The 15,279-nt window shown below is 64.6% G+C and carries 11 protein-coding genes and 1 tRNA gene; 7 read left to right on the forward strand and 5 right to left on the reverse strand.

The features are described 5' to 3' along the window. Positions 1 to 36: 36 nt before the first annotated feature. Complete coding sequence (locus tag NKG60_RS25390; protein WP_352866932.1) at positions 37 to 1,611, reverse strand: phytoene desaturase family protein; 1,575 nt, start codon at positions 1,609 to 1,611, stop codon at positions 37 to 39. A gap of 117 nt (positions 1,612 to 1,728) precedes the next feature. On the opposite strand from NKG60_RS25390, the gene NKG60_RS25395 reads away from it, so the two are divergent. The 5 genes from NKG60_RS25395 (at position 1,729) to NKG60_RS25415 (ending at position 8,663) form a co-directional block, all read left to right on the forward strand. Next, the gene (locus tag NKG60_RS25395; RefSeq protein WP_292655997.1) at positions 1,729 to 2,520 is read left to right on the forward strand and encodes a cyclase family protein; all 792 of its coding nucleotides are present in this window, start codon (positions 1,729 to 1,731) and stop codon (positions 2,518 to 2,520) included. A 311-nt stretch (positions 2,521 to 2,831) separates the two neighbouring features. Next, positions 2,832 to 4,403 (forward strand): phytoene desaturase family protein, encoded by a 1,572-nt coding sequence (locus NKG60_RS25400; protein WP_352975877.1) that lies wholly within the window; start codon positions 2,832 to 2,834, stop codon positions 4,401 to 4,403. Further along, positions 4,403 to 4,882 carry a MarR family winged helix-turn-helix transcriptional regulator gene (locus tag NKG60_RS25405; protein ID WP_352665334.1) on the forward strand — a complete coding sequence of 160 codons (480 nt, stop codon included), beginning with the start codon at positions 4,403 to 4,405 and terminating at the stop codon, positions 4,880 to 4,882. Before NKG60_RS25400 ends, NKG60_RS25405 begins: the two co-directional genes overlap by 1 nt. A gap of 45 nt (positions 4,883 to 4,927) precedes the next feature. Beyond that, positions 4,928 to 7,081, forward strand: a complete 2,154-nt coding sequence (locus NKG60_RS25410) for a thiamine pyrophosphate-dependent enzyme (protein WP_352665333.1) — start codon at positions 4,928 to 4,930, stop codon at positions 7,079 to 7,081. Further along, entirely contained in the window at positions 7,074 to 8,663 is a 1,590-nt protein-coding gene (locus tag NKG60_RS25415) for an indolepyruvate oxidoreductase subunit beta family protein (RefSeq protein WP_352866936.1), read from the forward strand. Before NKG60_RS25410 ends, NKG60_RS25415 begins: the two co-directional genes overlap by 8 nt. 25 nt (positions 8,664 to 8,688) lie before the next feature. On the opposite strand, the gene NKG60_RS25420 is transcribed toward NKG60_RS25415, so the two are convergent. Together NKG60_RS25420 and NKG60_RS25425 are read right to left on the reverse strand one after the other, a co-directional pair. Continuing rightward, positions 8,689 to 8,859: a hypothetical protein gene (locus NKG60_RS25420; protein WP_352866937.1), complete on the reverse strand. Its 171-nt coding sequence runs from the start codon at positions 8,857 to 8,859 to the stop codon at positions 8,689 to 8,691. Between the two features lie 830 nt (positions 8,860 to 9,689). Next, positions 9,690 to 9,765 (reverse strand) — tRNA-Thr (locus NKG60_RS25425). Between the two features lie 355 nt (positions 9,766 to 10,120). Here NKG60_RS25425 and NKG60_RS25430 point away from each other — a divergent pair. After that, positions 10,121 to 11,272 (forward strand): hypothetical protein, encoded by a 1,152-nt coding sequence (locus NKG60_RS25430; RefSeq protein WP_352866940.1) that lies wholly within the window; start codon positions 10,121 to 10,123, stop codon positions 11,270 to 11,272. Here the strand turns inward: NKG60_RS25430 and NKG60_RS25435 are convergent. Next, positions 11,269 to 12,870, reverse strand: coding sequence for a cisplatin damage response ATP-dependent DNA ligase (locus NKG60_RS25435; RefSeq protein ID WP_352866942.1), 1,602 nt, complete (start codon positions 12,868 to 12,870; stop codon positions 11,269 to 11,271). The two genes, NKG60_RS25430 and NKG60_RS25435, sit on opposite strands and share 4 nt — an antisense overlap. 226 nt (positions 12,871 to 13,096) lie before the next feature. After that, on the reverse strand, positions 13,097 to 14,107 hold the full coding sequence (locus NKG60_RS25440) for a ligase-associated DNA damage response exonuclease (protein WP_352975880.1): 1,011 nt from the start codon (positions 14,105 to 14,107) through the stop codon (positions 13,097 to 13,099). A 107-nt stretch (positions 14,108 to 14,214) separates the two neighbouring features. On the opposite strand from NKG60_RS25440, the gene NKG60_RS25445 reads away from it, so the two are divergent. Beyond that, on the forward strand, positions 14,215 to 15,159 hold the full coding sequence (locus NKG60_RS25445; RefSeq protein ID WP_352975881.1) for a methyltransferase domain-containing protein: 945 nt from the start codon (positions 14,215 to 14,217) through the stop codon (positions 15,157 to 15,159). Positions 15,160 to 15,279 lie beyond the last annotated feature (120 nt).

The following is a 15,279-nucleotide window of genomic DNA, read 5'->3' on the forward strand; positions in this document are numbered from 1 at the left end:
GCCTTGTCCTCCTTCACCCTGGATGAAAAATGGAGCCTACCTCCCGCCAAGTTGTTGCGCGAGCATGAAGCCCGACGCCGCCCCGGTGCCGGCGCCCGGCCATGTTGCCGCCCCGGTCAGGTGCAGATTGCCGACCGGCGTGTTCCAGCCGGCGTAACCGCGCGCCGGCCGGAACAGGAAATTCTGCGCCAGATGATGGCTGCCGCAGATCTGGTCGCCGCCGACGAGGTTCGGGTTCTCGCGTTCGAGGTCGATGGGCGAGAACACGGCGCGGCCGAGGATCTTCCGGCGAAGGCCGGGCGCATAGCGCTCGATAATGTCGAGGACGCGCTCGGCGTAGTGCTCCCTAGCCTCGTCCCAGTGAGCCGCCGCGATCGTGCCCGCCGCATCGCCCACAATCTCGGCCGGCAGCATGCGCACCTGCACCCAGAGCACATGCTTGCCGTCCGGCGCACGCGAGGGATCGACCGCAGTCGGCTGACCGACGACCAGCACCGGTTCATCCGGCAGCATGCCGGACATCGCCTGTTGATAGGTCCGCGACATGGCATCGAGCGACGGCGAAAGGTGCACATAGGCGAACTGCCGAAGCTCGGCGCCCGCGCGCCAGTCCGGCAGATCGTCAAGCGCCAGATGGATCATCATCGTCCCCGGCGCATGGCGGAATTTTTTCATAGCCGTGTCGAAGCCGGCATCGCCCGATCCATTACGCAAAAGTTTCCCGGTCAGCGCCTTGGGCGCGACACCGGCGATGACGGCCCTGGTGGCGGTGTGGGTCTCGCCGGAAGCGAGCCGTACGCCGGTCGCCTTGCCGGCGGAAACCGTGACCTCGGCTACATCAGCCTCGGTGACGATCTTGCCGCCGGCGGCCGTGAGCATGCCCGACAAAGCGCGGATGATGGTGTCGGCGCCGCCTCTGCCGAGCACCATGCCGAAGCACTGGTTGGCCATGGATTCGAGGTAAGGGAACACCGCGCCGCCTGCAATGTCCGGGGCGAAATCGAGGTGCATGCCCCAGGTGGCGAGCGTCGCCCTGACATGCGGTGACTGGAAAGTCTCCTCGAGCCACGCGCGGGGTGAGGAAAGCAGCAACCGCCCGGTATCGAGCGCGCCGGCAAAACCCTTCTTGCGCCAGAGGTTCCAGGCGGTGCCGGCGAGCGCTCGGCCGCTCATCGGCGAGCCCAGCAGCCGGAACAGATGCTCGGCTTGCGTGGGGAATGCCGCAACCAGACCACGCCATGTGGCTGCGTCGGTCGCGGAGAAGGCAGCCATGCGCGAGGCGGTCTTTTCCAGGTCGCTGCTGACGCCGAACCAGCGACCGTCGGGGAAGGCGCTGGCAAAACAGTCGGCCGCCGGCACGAATTCCAGCCCGTGGGTTTTCAATTCATTTGCATATTTCTTGTGGAAGCCCGAGCCAGCGAACAGGCTCACATTCATCGCACCGAAATCGTGCCGGAAGCCCGGCAGCGTGAATTCGCGCGTCTGGACGGCGCCGCCGATCGTTGCATTGCGTTCGAAAACCGCAGCTTTCCAACCTTTGAGCGCCAGATGCGCGGCGCATGCCAGACTGTTGTGGCCTGCCCCGACAAATATGGCGTCGAACTCGCTCACGCCCCGTCCCATTTCCTTTATGCTTAAAGATAATTGCAGATGCATATGTTTTCGTCTAGTAGGATATTAAGGGCCGCGAGAGCCTTCAGCACCATCGAGAAAGAGGGAACAGAGACCATGGACACACAACAACTCCTCGGCGAAGTTGCCGGCCAGCTTCTTTCCGGCGCCATCCAGGTGGTCGACCTGACGGCGCCGCTCGGGCCGGACACGCCGCTGATCAAGCTGCCGCCGGAACTCGCGGTGGACACGCCGAAGATCGAGATCCACGCCATCTCCGCCTATGACAAGAACGGCCCGTGGTGGGCGTGGAACTGGCTCAAGCTCGGCGAGCATTCGGGCACGCATTTCGACGCGCCCAACCACTGGATCACCGGCAAGGATTATCCGGACGGTGCTACCGACACCATTCCGGCGCAGAACTTCGTCGGTCCGGTCAACGTTATCGACTGTTCGAAGCAAGCGGCAGCCGATCACGATTTCCTGCTCACCGTCGATCACATCAAGGCATGGGAAGCCGAACATGGCGCTATCAACGCGGGCGAGTGGGTGGTGATGCGCACCGACTGGTATAAGCGCAACGGCTCGGAAGCCGAGTTCCTCAACGCCAATGAGACCGGCCCGCACACGCCTGGCCCGACCGCGGAAGCCATCCAGTATCTGATCGGCAAGGACATCAAAGGCTGGGGCAGCGAGACGATCGGCACGGATGCTGGAAAAGCAGGGGGAATGGAGCCGCCATTCCCGGCACATAGCCTGATGCACAAGGCCAACCGCTACGGCCTCGCCAGCCTCTGCAACCTCGACCGGCTGCCGCCGAAAGGCGCGATCCTGATCGCGGCACCGCTCAAGATCGAGCACGGCACCGGCAGCCCGATTCGCGCGTTGGCATTGGTGCCAAGGCAATAGGGTAGCTGCGGTCTTCGGGAGAAGATCATGTGCGCAGGCAATGCTGTGGTGATGGGTTGGGAGCGGCAGTCCTGCAAGGCTGCGGCTCTACGGCGCCCCCCTCTGTCCTGCCGGACATCTCCCCCACGAGTGGGGAGATTGGCAGTTCTGGTGCCTAGCTCATTCCTGCGGCATTGGAGATTGGCGAAGGCCAAGGTGACGGCCGATCTCCCCCCAAGTGGGGGAGATGTCCGGCAGGACAGAGGGGGGCGCGCAGGAACGCCAGCCCGCGCAAATGAATTCCACCTTCCGCTCACCGGGAGCAACCCTCGATGAGCGCTCCCGATTACATCATCGTCGGCAGCGGCATCAACGCGCTGGTTTGCGCGGCGATGCTTGGCGGCAAGGGGGCGAAGGTGCTGGTGCTCGAGCGCAACGACCGCATCGGCGGCTGCGTGCGCACCGAGGAAATCACCGCGCCCGGCTTCATCCACGACGTGATGGCGACGACCTTCGTCCTGTTCATCACCTCGCCGGCCTATGCGGCATTGGGCAAGGATCTGGCGCGGCACGGCCTGGAGTTTTGCGACACCTCCATGCCGACCGGCGTGCTGCGGCCGGACGGCAGCCATGCCGTCCTGCGCACCGACCGTACCGCCAATGTAGCGGCGATCAATGCAATCGCCGCGGGTGACGGCGACAGGCACGCAAACGATGTCGGCGAGATCGAGCGCAACGCCGGCCTGCTGTTCGGACTGCTCGGTGGCAACCTGTGGTCCTACCCAACGGCCAGGCTGCTGGCGGGCGAAGCCTGGCGACGCGGCCCGCGCGGCCTTGCCGCCTTTCTCGGCAGCGCGCTGGTGCCGGCGCGCGGCTGGCTGGAAAGCACCTACCAGTCGGAAACCATGCGCGCGCTGTGGGCGCCCTGGGTGCTGCATGCCGGCCTCGGGCCTGAAGACGCGTTCTCCGGCCAGATCGCCAAGGTCATCGCCTTCGCGCTTGAGGCGGCCGGCGCGCCGATCGTCAAGGGCGGAGCGAAAAACCTTTTGTCCGCGTTCGAAGCCCTGATCAGGGAACGTGGCGGCGAAATCCGCACCGGCGCCGACGTCGCGGCTATCGTCCAAAGCGAAGGCCGCGCCACAGGCGTGCGGCTGGCTTCGGGCGAAACGGTCACCGCGAACAAGAGCGTTATTTGCTCGGTCACGCCGACCCAGCTCTACGAGCGGCTGCTCGGCGACGCGGCGCCGAAAGCCGACGTCGAGGCAGCGCAAAAATACCGCTACGGCAAGGGCAATTTCCAGATCCACTATGCCTTGGATAAACCGCCGGCATGGCGCGGCGAGGGCCTGGACAAGGTCGCGCTGCTGCATCTGACGCCCGGGTTGGATGGCGTGTCGAAGGCCTGCAACGAGGCGGTGCGCGGCATGCTGCCTGAGGTGCCGACCATCTGTGTCGGTCAACCGCACGCGCTCGACCCATCACGCTGCCCGGACGGCAAGGCGATCCTGTGGCTGCAACTGCCCGAGGCGCCACGGCATATCAAGGGCGATGCCGCCGGCAAACTGCAGACACCGGCGGACGGCCGCTGGACCGAGCCATTGCGCGAAGCCTATGCCGACCGTGCCGAAGCGATCCTCGCCAGCCATATCGGCGGGTTCAAGGACAGCGTCATCGCACGTCGTGCCTATTCGCCGGCCGATCTGGAAGCGATGAACATCAATCTGGTTGGCGGAGACCCCTATGGCGGTTCCTCGACCATCGACCAGTCGTTCCTGTGGCGGCCGTTCAAGACGAGCCGCAATCACGACACCGGGGTCAAGGGACTCTACCACATCGGCGCCTCGACCCATCCCGGCGCTGGCTTGGGCGGCGGCTCCGGCTTTCTCCTGGCGGGGAGGCTGTGATGGAACAGAAGGTTGAAAAGCGCCAGCGCATCTCGACTTTGGGCCAGATCGGCCTGCAGCAGTTCGCGCCCTATCTGATGAACCGCATCATGGGCCGCTACAACGCCACCTTGCGCGACAATTTCCGCAAGCAGGGCCTGACCATTCCGCAGGTCCGCACCTTGGCCGTGCTGTCGGTCACCGACGGCGTCACCGTCAACGACCTCTCAGTCTATACCGTGATCGAACAGTCGACCTTGAGCCGCACGCTCGACACGCTGGAAGGGCAGGGGCTGGTGCGGCGCGAGCAGGGCGTCACCGACAGCCGTATCCGCCATGTGTTCCTGACCGACGATGGCCGCGCCGAATTCGCGCGCGCCTGGCCGGCCATGCACGACGCTTTCGAGGCAATGTTCGACGATGTCGATGACGCAGAGTACGCGGCGCTGGTCGCGACATTGCAGAAGATGCTGAAGAACATTCGCAAGCACGACATCTGACGATCTTACGCGCCGCCATCGGGGCGGTAACGGAAGGAGCCCAAAATGGCCGAACGGTCTTTTGCCAAGGAAGTCGAAAAGCTCAGGCTCGGCGCCGGCGAGGAATTTTCCGGCGAGGGCATTCTCGCCATCACCAAGGCGCTGCTGCAATGCGGCGTCGGCTATGTCGGCGGCTATCAAGGTGCCCCGATCAGCCATTTGATGGACGTGCTGGCCGACGCGCAGGACATCCTGGGCGAGCTCGGCGTGCATTTCGAGGCGAGCGCCTCCGAAGCGACCGCCACCGCGATGCTGGCCGCGTCGGTGCATTATCCGATCCGCGGTGCGGCGACCTTCAAGTCGACGGTCGGCACCAATGTCGCCTCCGACGCGCTCGCCAATCTCGCTTCCGGCGGCGTCACCGGCGGTGCATTGATCATCGTCGGCGAGGATTACGGCGAAGGCTCCTCGATCATGCAGGAGCGCAGCCACGCCTTTGCCATGAAGAGCCAGGTCTGGCTGCTCGACCCGCGACCGAACCTGCCGTCGATCGTCAAGGCGGTGGAGGACGGCTTCGAGCTGTCCGAGGTTTCCAACACGCCGGTCATGCTGCAGGTCCGCATCCGCTGCTGCCATGTCCACGGCCATTTCATTGCCAAGGACAACAAGCGCCCGGCAATGACGGTCGCCGATGCGCTCGAGGCGCCGCGCCGCGACACCGGCCGCATCGTGCTGCCGCCAGCGTCCTTCCTGCACGAGAAGGAAAAGGTGCAGAAACGCTGGCCGGCGGCGGTGGATTTTATCCGCACCAACAAGATCAACGAGTTTTTCGGCCCGGAACACGGCTCGGTCGGCATCGTCATGCAGGGCGGCATGTACAATTCGGTCATCCGGGCGCTGCAGCGGCTCGGCCTCGCCGACACCTATGGCGACACCGACGTGCCGCTTTATGTGCTCAACGCCGTATACCCGCTGGTCGATGACGAATTCCTGTCCTTCTGCGAAGGCAAGGACGCCGTGCTCGTCGTCGAGGAAGGCCAGCCCAACTACATCGAGCAGGCCTTCGCCGCGATGCTGCACAAGGCCGGGCGCGGCACCAAGCTCGTCGGCAAGGAACATCTGCCTATGGCCGGCGAATACACCGGCCAGGTGATGCTCGACGGCATCGGATCGTTCCTGCGCGCCACCATCCCGCATCTGCTGCCAAGCGAGGTCCGCGCGCCGAACAAGATCGGCGACGGGCTCGATACCGCCGACCTGATCAACGTCGTCCCGGGCCGCCCGCCCGGCTTCTGCGTCGGCTGCCCGGAGCGGCCGATCTTCGCCGCCACCAAGCTGGTCGAGCAGGAGTTGGGCAAGCACCACATCGCTTCCGACATTGGCTGTCATTTGTTCTCGATCATGCCGCCTTTCGAGCTCGGCGCCACCACCATGGGCTACGGGCTGGGGCCGGCCTCGGCCTCGGCGTTCAATTCGCCCGATGCCAAGCGCCGCTCAATCTCCTTCGTCGGCGACGGCGGCTTCTGGCACAACGGCCTGACCTCCTCGGTCGGCAATGCGGTCTTTAATAAGAACGACGGCGTCATCGTCATTGTTGACAACTTCTATTCGGCCGCGACCGGAGGGCAGGATATCCTGTCGTCCCGCGCCGGCAACAAGACCAAGTCGACCAAGCATCCGATCACCGAGGCGGTGAAAGGCATGGGCGTCAAATGGCTGCGCCACATCGACCGCACCTACGACGTAACCAAAATGCAGGACACGCTGCGCGAGGCGCTGACGACGGACGAAAAGGGCCCGAAAGTCATTGTCGCCTCGTCCGAATGCATGCTCAACCGGCAGCGCCGCGAAAAGCCGCTGGTCGACAAGGCGATCAAGGACGGCGAGCGCATCGTCAAGCCGAAATTCGGCATCGACGAGGACATCTGCACCGGCGACCACGCCTGCATGCGGCTGTCCGGCTGCCCGTCGCTGTCGGTAAAGTCGCTCGACGATCCGCTGCGCGACGATCCGGTGGCGCATATCGACCAGAGTTGCGTCGGCTGCGGCAATTGCGGCGAGGTGGCCGATGCGGCGGTGCTTTGCCCGTCCTTCTACCGCGCCGACGTCGTCCATAATCCCAGCCGCTGGGATCGCTTTCTCGAAGCCGCCCGCCGCGCCACCATCAGCCTGTTGCAGCGTCGTCGCGAGAGCCGGCGCCTGACCTTCGCCGATGCTTGATAACGCTTCGCCATTGCGCCCGAAGGCGGGCCCCACTGAAGACGAGCCCGTCATCAAGCTCGCCGTGCTGGCGGTCGGCGGCCAGGGCGGCGGCGTGCTGGCCGACTGGATCACCGATGTCGCCGAGCGCAACGGTTACGTCGCGCAATCGACCTCGGTCGCCGGTGTCGCCCAGCGCACCGGCGCCACCATCTATTACGTCGAGATGTGCCGCGACACCGGCCGGCTGCCAGTCTTCGCGCTGTCGCCGTCGCAGGGCGACGTCGACATCCTGATTGCCGCCGAACTGATGGAGGCCGGCCGCGCCATCATCCGCGGCTTCGTCACGCCCGAGCGCACGACGCTGATCGCCTCGTCGCACCGCATCGCAGCGGTCTCGGAGAAGATCGAGCCCGGCGATGGCCGCGCCTCGTCCTCCAAGGTGCACGCCACGGCGGAGGCAGCGGCCAAGCGCTTCATCGCCTTCGACATGGAGAAGATCGCCGCCGACAACGGCTCGATGATCTCGGCCAGCCTGCTCGGCGCGCTCGCTGGCTCCGATGCCTTGCCGTTCACACGCGAGAGCTACGAGCAGGCGGTCAGTGCCGGCGGCCGCGGTGTGAAGGCCAGCCTCGCCGCCTTCGGCGCCGCCTATGATCGGGCGCGCGGCATCGCGAGTGCGCCTTCGGGCGACAAGACTGCAGGACCGGCGGCCGCTGAAACCGGCTCGGGCGCGGCGACAGAAGTCAGCGGTCCGGAAAGCCTGTTGAGTGGCTGGCGACAACTCGCGGCGCGCGTCACCACGCTGCCTGTACCCGCGCGCGACATGGCGCTTCGCGGCCTGAAAAAAGTCGTCGACTATCAGGACATCGCTTATGGCGGCGAATATCTCGACAGGCTCGACCGGGCCGTCGCTCTGGACAATGCCGAACACGCCTACGCGCTGTCGATCGCCGCCGCCAAGCACCTCGCCAATGCCATGTGCTACGACGACATGATCCGCGTCGCCGACCTGAAGACGCGCTCTAGCCGCAACCGACGCGTACGCCGCGAGGTCGGCGTCAAGGACGGCTCGGTGCTGCAGGTGACCGAATATTTCCATCCGCGCATCGAGGAATTCTGCGGCACGCTGCCAGCCGGGCTCGGCAGCTACATCGAGGACCGGCCGAAGCTCGCCGCCTTCCTCGACCGCCGCATCAACCGCGGCCGCCATATCCGGACCGACAGCTTTGCCGGCTTTGCCGCATTGTGGTTTATCGGCGGCCTGCGCCGCTGGCGCCGCCGCCTGCTGCGCCACAAGGTCGAGACCGCGCATATCGAGCGCTGGTATGCGCTGGCGCTTGGCCATGTCCGGCAAGACTACGCACTGGCCGTCGAGATCCTCAATTGCCGCCGGCTGATCAAGGGCTACAGCGACACCCATGCCCGCGCGCAATCCAAGTTCGATCGCGTGCTGTCGGCGCTCGACCTGGTCAGGGGCTGCCCGGACGCCGCCGACTGGATCCGGCGCCTGCGCGAAGCGGCACTGAAGGACGAGAAGGGCGACATGCTCGACGGCGCGCTGAAGACGGTGGCGTCGCTGGGCGACACCTCGCCGAGCTAAGGCGCTCGTTAAACCCGGCTGCAACTCAGTCTGTCGTCCATGTCGCCTTCGGCGCGGCAGTCCGCAGGGCAATTCTGAGGCCGATGATCTCGGCGATCGCAGCCTCCCGCACCAGGACGACCGTTTCCTTCGCCACATCATCGAAATTTTCGGCGACATAGCTCAGGTCGCTTAGGACATCGTCCTCCTCTTCCATGATTTTCTCCCCCTGTTGAACGTGAGGCCGGAACGGCCGACGATGAGATGGGCTTTGGGCTGGATCGATGGAACGCGTTTCTTTCACGCTATCATCACGGAAGTGAGGCTATCCAGCCCGCTTCGCTAGGTCTTGCCGCCGCCTTGGTTGTCTGGCTGTTTTGTAGTCTTCATGCCTATGGCAGCAGCAAACATATCGGCTCCGGGACCAAATAACGCCCGCCTCCGAGGGGTGATTTGCCAAATCGTCGCGGCCATGTGAAACGAGCGTGTTGCTGTCGAGGGTGGAATATTGAGGGTCAATCGACTAGCTCCGGCAAACGAGAGGATCGAGCGAGATGGCGGGTGGCCTTCGAATATTATTCGATGTTGCACCGTTGTTCACGCTTGGGCTGATTTTTGCAATTGTGGTCATAACAATTGTTCGGCGCATGCGGCGTTGAACGGGTCCTGCTCTCGACCGGTTCTGAACGTTCTGCACTCAAACCCGCTCCGTCAGAGATCGTAGGACTGGCGTGGATGGGAGCCTTGGTGCTCACGTGGCCTGTCGCCTTCGTCGTGGGTGGCTGGGGCGGACTGGGGCCGGGTTTCCGGCGCTTGCCCCAATCTTGCGTGGGCAAGAAGGCGGTCATGGAGGCGTCCAATCAGTACGGGCGTCAACTCATCCTTAGTTGCGAAACGCTGATGAGCGAGTCCCGGCAGCAGCCGGTTCGGCAAACGTAACGAAAAAAGCGGGGTGCTCTGTGTGGCTATCTGTGGCCTATGGCTGCTAGGATGAGAACGGCTTGCAGCGTAAAACTGCCTCAAATCACTGATATTGTTGGATGTTTTTGGTGCCGCTTGCGTGACTCGAACACGCGACCCCATCATTACGAATGATGTGCTCTACCAACTGAGCTAAAGCGGCCCGGGAAGCCGAGCTTCCAAGATGGGCTGCGTGATAGACGCAACCGGCCGCGAATTCAAGATGGCAGCCGCGATTTCAGGACGAGGTAATTCGTGCCGCCTCCATTCGGGCGCAAGGGCAGCCGCTGATCCGATCCGCCATAGGCCGCGTGACGCCGCATCGGCAGACCGCGCGACCGCCACGTTAGCGCCGTGACGGGAAAATCAGCGAAAAATGTTGATTCCTTTACCGAAAACCGCCGAAATCGGTTTTGTACCCCTCGGCAAGGCAGAATGCGGCCGCTCGCTTGTTGATTGATTGGTCGCCTGCGGCTAACGATCATGACAATGTGAGTGAAATTGCAGAGGGAATTCGCTTGGACGCGATCGAAAAAGCGATCCGCAATGCCTTCGAGAAAGGCAATGCCGACGACCGGGCGTTTCGCGAGCGGGTCTATCGATCGGCTTTCGCGGCACTCGACCGTGCCCTTCAGGCCAATCCAAACGTCACCGTGGAGGTCGCCATCAAGCGCCGTAAGGCGGTCCAGGCGAAGATCACCGAAATCGAATCGGAATTCCTGCCGGCAGTTGCCGACGTCGCCGCGCCGACCGACAGTTTGGAGGCAGCACCGGAGGTGGAGCCTCCGGCTGAAACCGAAGCCGAGCCCGCGCCGTCGCCCGACATCGTAGTTGATGGTCCGGCGCAGCCGCCAGAATCCGATGCGCCCCGGTCGCGCGTCCTGCCGGTCGTCCCCGACATCATGCCCGATGCGCCTGTTCCCGAGGCGCCGGTGATCGACATGGGGGCCTCGGTTCCGACCGAAGCCGAAATCGACGACGCGGAAGTGGCGCCCGACCGCGACGACCGGCGGGCGAGGCGGCGACGCCTGCCTTTGACCGCAATCTTCTTCGGTGTGACGCTGCTCGCAGCCGCCGGCATCGGCCTTTATTTCGCCAACCAGACCGGCGTCTTCAAATCGGCGACCGAGCTCGACACGGCGCCGCCGGAAGCGCCGCCAACGGTCGACGGCGATGATTTCACGCCGGACGACACCGCTTCGCCGCCGAAGCAGGGCGAGCAGGACCAGGCGCGCGCCTGGATCAACGTCTTTTCGCCGGGTGACCCGACGCAGGTCAATGCACCGTCGGACGCCAAGGCCGATGTTATCCAGGACGAAAGCGGTTCCTTCCTGCGCATCCGCTCGGGTGCATCCGGCTCGGCCATCAGCTTCGACGTCGGGCAAGGCGTGCTGGAAAAACTCGCCGGCAAGCATGCCACATTCGACATCATCGCGCGCTCCGAGGAGGGGCAAGAGACGCAGATTTCCGTCGATTGTAATTTCGGTGAACTCGGCGACTGCGGCCGCAAGCGCTATGCGGTCGGTCGCGAGCGCAATGAATATCTGTTCGACGTGCGCTTTCCCGACAAGCGTCCGGGTGCTGCCGGCACCATCGCCATCAATTCCGACTTCGACAAGCAGGGCAAGTCGGTCGACATCTACGAGATCCGCGTTTCAGTCGTTCCCTAACTATCCAGCAGCGCCTGCAGCGTCTCGATGCTATCGGCTTCGGCCGTCGGCTTGTCCCAGCGCAACCGCGAAATGCGCGGAAAGCGCATGGCGACGCCGGATTTGTGGCGCGTCGAGCGGTTGAGCCCTTCGAACGCCACCTCGAGCACCAGGCCCTGTCTGCGGTCGGCCCGTACCGAGCGCACCGGGCCGAAGCGCTCGATCGTGTTGTCGCGGACATATTTGTCGATCTGCCTCAGTTCCTCGTCGGTGAAGCCGAAATAGGCCTTTCCCACCGGCACCAGCTCCTCCGATCCTTCCGGCCCGGACCAGACGCCGAATGTGTAATCGGAATAGAAGCTCGAGCGCTTGCCGTGGCCGCGCTGGGCATACATCAGCACGGCGTCGACGGTGTGCGGATCGCGCTTCCATTTGAACCACGGGCCCTTCGGCCGCCCGGCCACATAAGGCGAATCCCAGCGCTTCAGCATGACGCCTTCGATGACCGGATGCAGCGGCTTGCGGCGCAATTCCTCCAGCGCCTGCCAGTTGGTGAATTCGACCAGCGGCGACAGATCGAAGCGGCTCGGATCGAGTGTCCTCACGAAGGCCTCGAGCCGGCCGCGCCGTTCGCGGAACGGAAGTCCGCGCACATCCTCGTCACCAATCTGCAGCGCATCGTAGCAGCGCATGAAGGCGGGGTATTGCTGCTGGATTTTGGGTGACACGCTCTTGCGGTTCAGCCGCTGCTGCAGGTCCGAGAACGTGCCCGTCGCCTGCCTGGGGTCACCGACCAGAAGCTCGCCGTCGAGGGCGCCGGAAAAATCCATCGCCTCGGCAAGATCCGGAAAGGCGCCGGAGACATCGTCACCGGTGCGCGAATAGAGCCGGCGAATGCCGGCTTCGCAAACCGCCTGGACGCGGATGCCGTCCCATTTCCATTCGGCCGCGTAGTCGGCCGGGTCGAGCTTTTCGAGGTCGCCGTCACCGACGGCATTCGACAGCATCACCGGCCTGAACAGCGCCAGCGCCGTCTTCCTGGGTTTTTCCGCCTTGCCCTCCAGCCAGGCGAACAACGCCGTATAAGGCGGCGTCAGCCCGTGCCAGAGTTCCTCGATCTCGGCGATATCGACCTTGCCGAAATCGGCCAGCGCCTGCTTGGCAAGCCGCGCCGAGACACCGATGCGCAGGCCGCCGGTGACCAGCTTTATGATGGCAAAGCGTGCCGAAGTGCTGGCGCTGTCGAGCAGCCGGGCCAGCACCTGCGGCCCGTCGGAACGGCTCGCCGCCTGCAGCTTGGCCACCACCTCGGCCAGCGTCGGCTCGTGGTTCGCAATATCGACCGGCGCTTGCGGCCAGACCAGCGACACGGTCTCGGCCAGGTCGCCGACATAGTCGTAGGAATAGCCGAACAACACGGGATCCATGCGCTCGACGACCAGCGTGCGCAGCATCGCCGGCTTGACCGCGGCGATGGACAGATCGCCGGTGATGGCCGCCAGCGCCAGCCCGCGGTCCGGATCCTCGACGCTGCGGAAATAGTCGGTCAAAAGCGTCAGCTTGCCATTGCGCGACGGCGTCAGGACGAGGCGATCGAGGAGCTCGGCGAAGCGGTTCATGGGAGGAGCGCCAACGGGGGAAGCTTGCGATCCTTCGCGCCCCCCTCTGGCCTGCCGGCCATCTCCCCCGCAAGGGGGGAGATCGGATGTCGCGACTGGTTTCGCCAATCTCCAGCGTTGAGGGAACGAGCGCGGCGCCGAAGCAGCCATTCTCCCCCCTTGCGGGGGAGATGGCCGGCAGGCCAGAGGGGGGCGCGACAGAACGCTATACCGGCGATTTCCACCATCAATCGCCCTCGTCCTCATAGCCAACCAGATGCAGTGGCTTGGCGGCAATGCCTTCGAGTTCGCACCAGCGCACCAGCGCCTCCTCGCGGCCGTGCGTCACCCAGATTTCCTCGGCGCCGGTCTCCTGGATGGTCGCCGTCAGCTCGTCCCAGTCGGAGTGATCGGAGATGATCAGCGGCAGCTCGACGCCGCCCTGCTTGGCGCGCTGGCGGATGCGCATCCAGCCTGAGGCGAAGCACGACATCGGATCGGGAAAACGCCGCGCCCAGCGATCGGCGAAGGCGGATGGCGGGCCGACGACGATGGCGCCAGCAAAGTCGCTTTTTTGGCCGGTCTCGACGGTCGCCGGTTCCAATGTGCCGAGATCGATATTCTGGCTCTGGTAATATTCGCTGAGCTTGGCCAGCGCACCATGGATGTAGATCGGCTTTTCGTAGCCGGCATCGCGCAGCAGGCGCATGACGCGCTGCGCCTTGCCGAGCGCATAGGCGCCGACCAGATGCGTGCGCTCGGGAAACTGCTCGGTCGATCTCAGCAGCCGGGCGATCTCTTCGCTATCGGGCGGATGGCGGAACACCGGCAGGCCGAACGTCGCCTCAGTGATGAAGACGTCGCATTTGAGCGGCTCGAACGGCTCGCAGGTCGCATCCTTCTGGCGTTTATAGTCGCCGGACGCGACAATGCATGTGCCCTGATGCGCGACCTTGATCTGCGCCGAGCCCAGCACATGGCCGGCCGGGTGAAAGCTGACGGCCACACCGCCAAGCGCAATCGTCTCGCCGAGCACGGCAGCTTGCGTCGTTCCGGCAAAACCTTCGCCGTAACGCAGCGCCATAATATCGAGCGTCTGCTGCGTCGCCATCACCGAGCGGTGGCCGGAGCGGGCATGGTCGGAATGGCCATGTGTGATCAGGGCCCGGTTGACCGGCCGCACCGGGTCGATGAAGAAATCGCCGGGCCGGCAATACAGCCCTTCCGGCCGGGGATGAAGCAGGTCGCTGGCGCGCATAGCCCCAAGATAGGCGCTAATTCCGGCGCGGGAAGCCTGTTGTAAGTCACTGCTGACTCCAGCATAGAGCGCAAGCCGGCTGCAAACACCCGGCGGAACCCGACCACATGAAACCGCTCCAGACCTCGTCCGGCGATTTGACCGCCGACCGCCGCGCCGACTATGCCGAAATGCTCTATGCATCCGGCGATCATGCGGCAGCGGCGGAATTGCTGCTCGGCGCGCTCGAACTGGCGCCGCACTGGGCGGCCGGCTGGTTCCGCCTCGGCGAGATGCAGGAAGCAGCGAGCGCGCCCGATCTCGCCGCGCAGGCCTGGGCGACGGCACTGCGGCTCGACCCGGCGGACAGGCTCGGCGCGGCGCTCAAGCTGCAATTGATCGGCAGGGCAGCGGCGGCTCCGGCGCCGCCCAGCGCCTTTGTCGAGACGCTGTACGACCACTATGCCAAGAGCTTCGAGGCTGAGCTGGTCGACAGGCTCGGCTATCGTCTCCCCGAATGCCTTGACCGCTCCATCCGGGCAGCACGGCCGGGCCGGTTTTCGCTGGTGCTCGATCTCGGCTGTGGCACTGGCCTCATGGGCCAGAGGCTGCGGCCGATCGCCGATCGGCTGGAGGGCTACGATATCTCGGCCGGCATGCTGAGGCAGGCGCGCGCCAAAGGCGTCTACGATCTGCTCGTCAAGGCGGACCTGCAGGAGTTTTGCTATTCCGGCCCGAAAGCCGATCTGGTGACGGCGGCCGATGTGTTCATCTATGTCGGCGCACTCGACAGGCTGGTGAACAAGATTGCCGGAATGCTTGCCGGCGGCGGTCTGTTTGCGTTCTCCGTCGAGACGCTCCCCGGCGGCGAATCGTCCGGCAGCATCGGCTTCGCCCTGCAGCCGTCACGCCGCTACGCGCATTCGCAAAGCTATGTAGAGCGGGTTCTGGACGCCAACGGCTTTTCGGTCCTGTCGCTGCAGCCAACCATTATCCGGCAGGATCGCCGCCAACCGGTCGAAGGGCTGGCCGTCGTGGCGGAGAAACGCCGCTTGAAGCATTCACAATCATGACCAAGGCGGCGATCCTTCCCACCCCCCTCTGTCCTGCCGACCTCGGTGTAATGTTTGCTGCGAAAAAGCCCGAATCGCATGTCCGGATCATGCGGGTTTCGACAAGGAGCACGTTCATGC

The sequence above is a fragment of the Mesorhizobium sp. M1428 genome, from assembly GCF_040317515.1.
In the GTDB taxonomy this organism is placed as follows: Bacteria; Pseudomonadota; Alphaproteobacteria; order Rhizobiales; family Rhizobiaceae; genus Mesorhizobium.

Coding starts and splice junctions, on each gene's coding strand:
- NKG60_RS25420 (WP_352866937.1), bottom strand. CDS start 8,859: ATGGAAGAGGAGGACGATGTCCTAAGCGACCTGAGCTATGTCGCCGAA.
- NKG60_RS25405 (WP_352665334.1), top strand. CDS start 4,403: ATGGAACAGAAGGTTGAAAAGCGCCAGCGCATCTCGACTTTGGGCCAG.
- NKG60_RS25395 (WP_292655997.1), top strand. CDS start 1,729: ATGGACACACAACAACTCCTCGGCGAAGTTGCCGGCCAGCTTCTTTCC.
- NKG60_RS25410 (WP_352665333.1), top strand. CDS start 4,928: ATGGCCGAACGGTCTTTTGCCAAGGAAGTCGAAAAGCTCAGGCTCGGC.
- NKG60_RS25445 (WP_352975881.1), top strand. CDS start 14,215: ATGAAACCGCTCCAGACCTCGTCCGGCGATTTGACCGCCGACCGCCGC.
- NKG60_RS25400 (WP_352975877.1), top strand. CDS start 2,832: ATGAGCGCTCCCGATTACATCATCGTCGGCAGCGGCATCAACGCGCTG.
- NKG60_RS25440 (WP_352975880.1), bottom strand. CDS start 14,107: ATGCGCGCCAGCGACCTGCTTCATCCCCGGCCGGAAGGGCTGTATTGC.
- NKG60_RS25415 (WP_352866936.1), top strand. CDS start 7,074: ATGCTTGATAACGCTTCGCCATTGCGCCCGAAGGCGGGCCCCACTGAA.
- NKG60_RS25435 (WP_352866942.1), bottom strand. CDS start 12,870: ATGAACCGCTTCGCCGAGCTCCTCGATCGCCTCGTCCTGACGCCGTCG.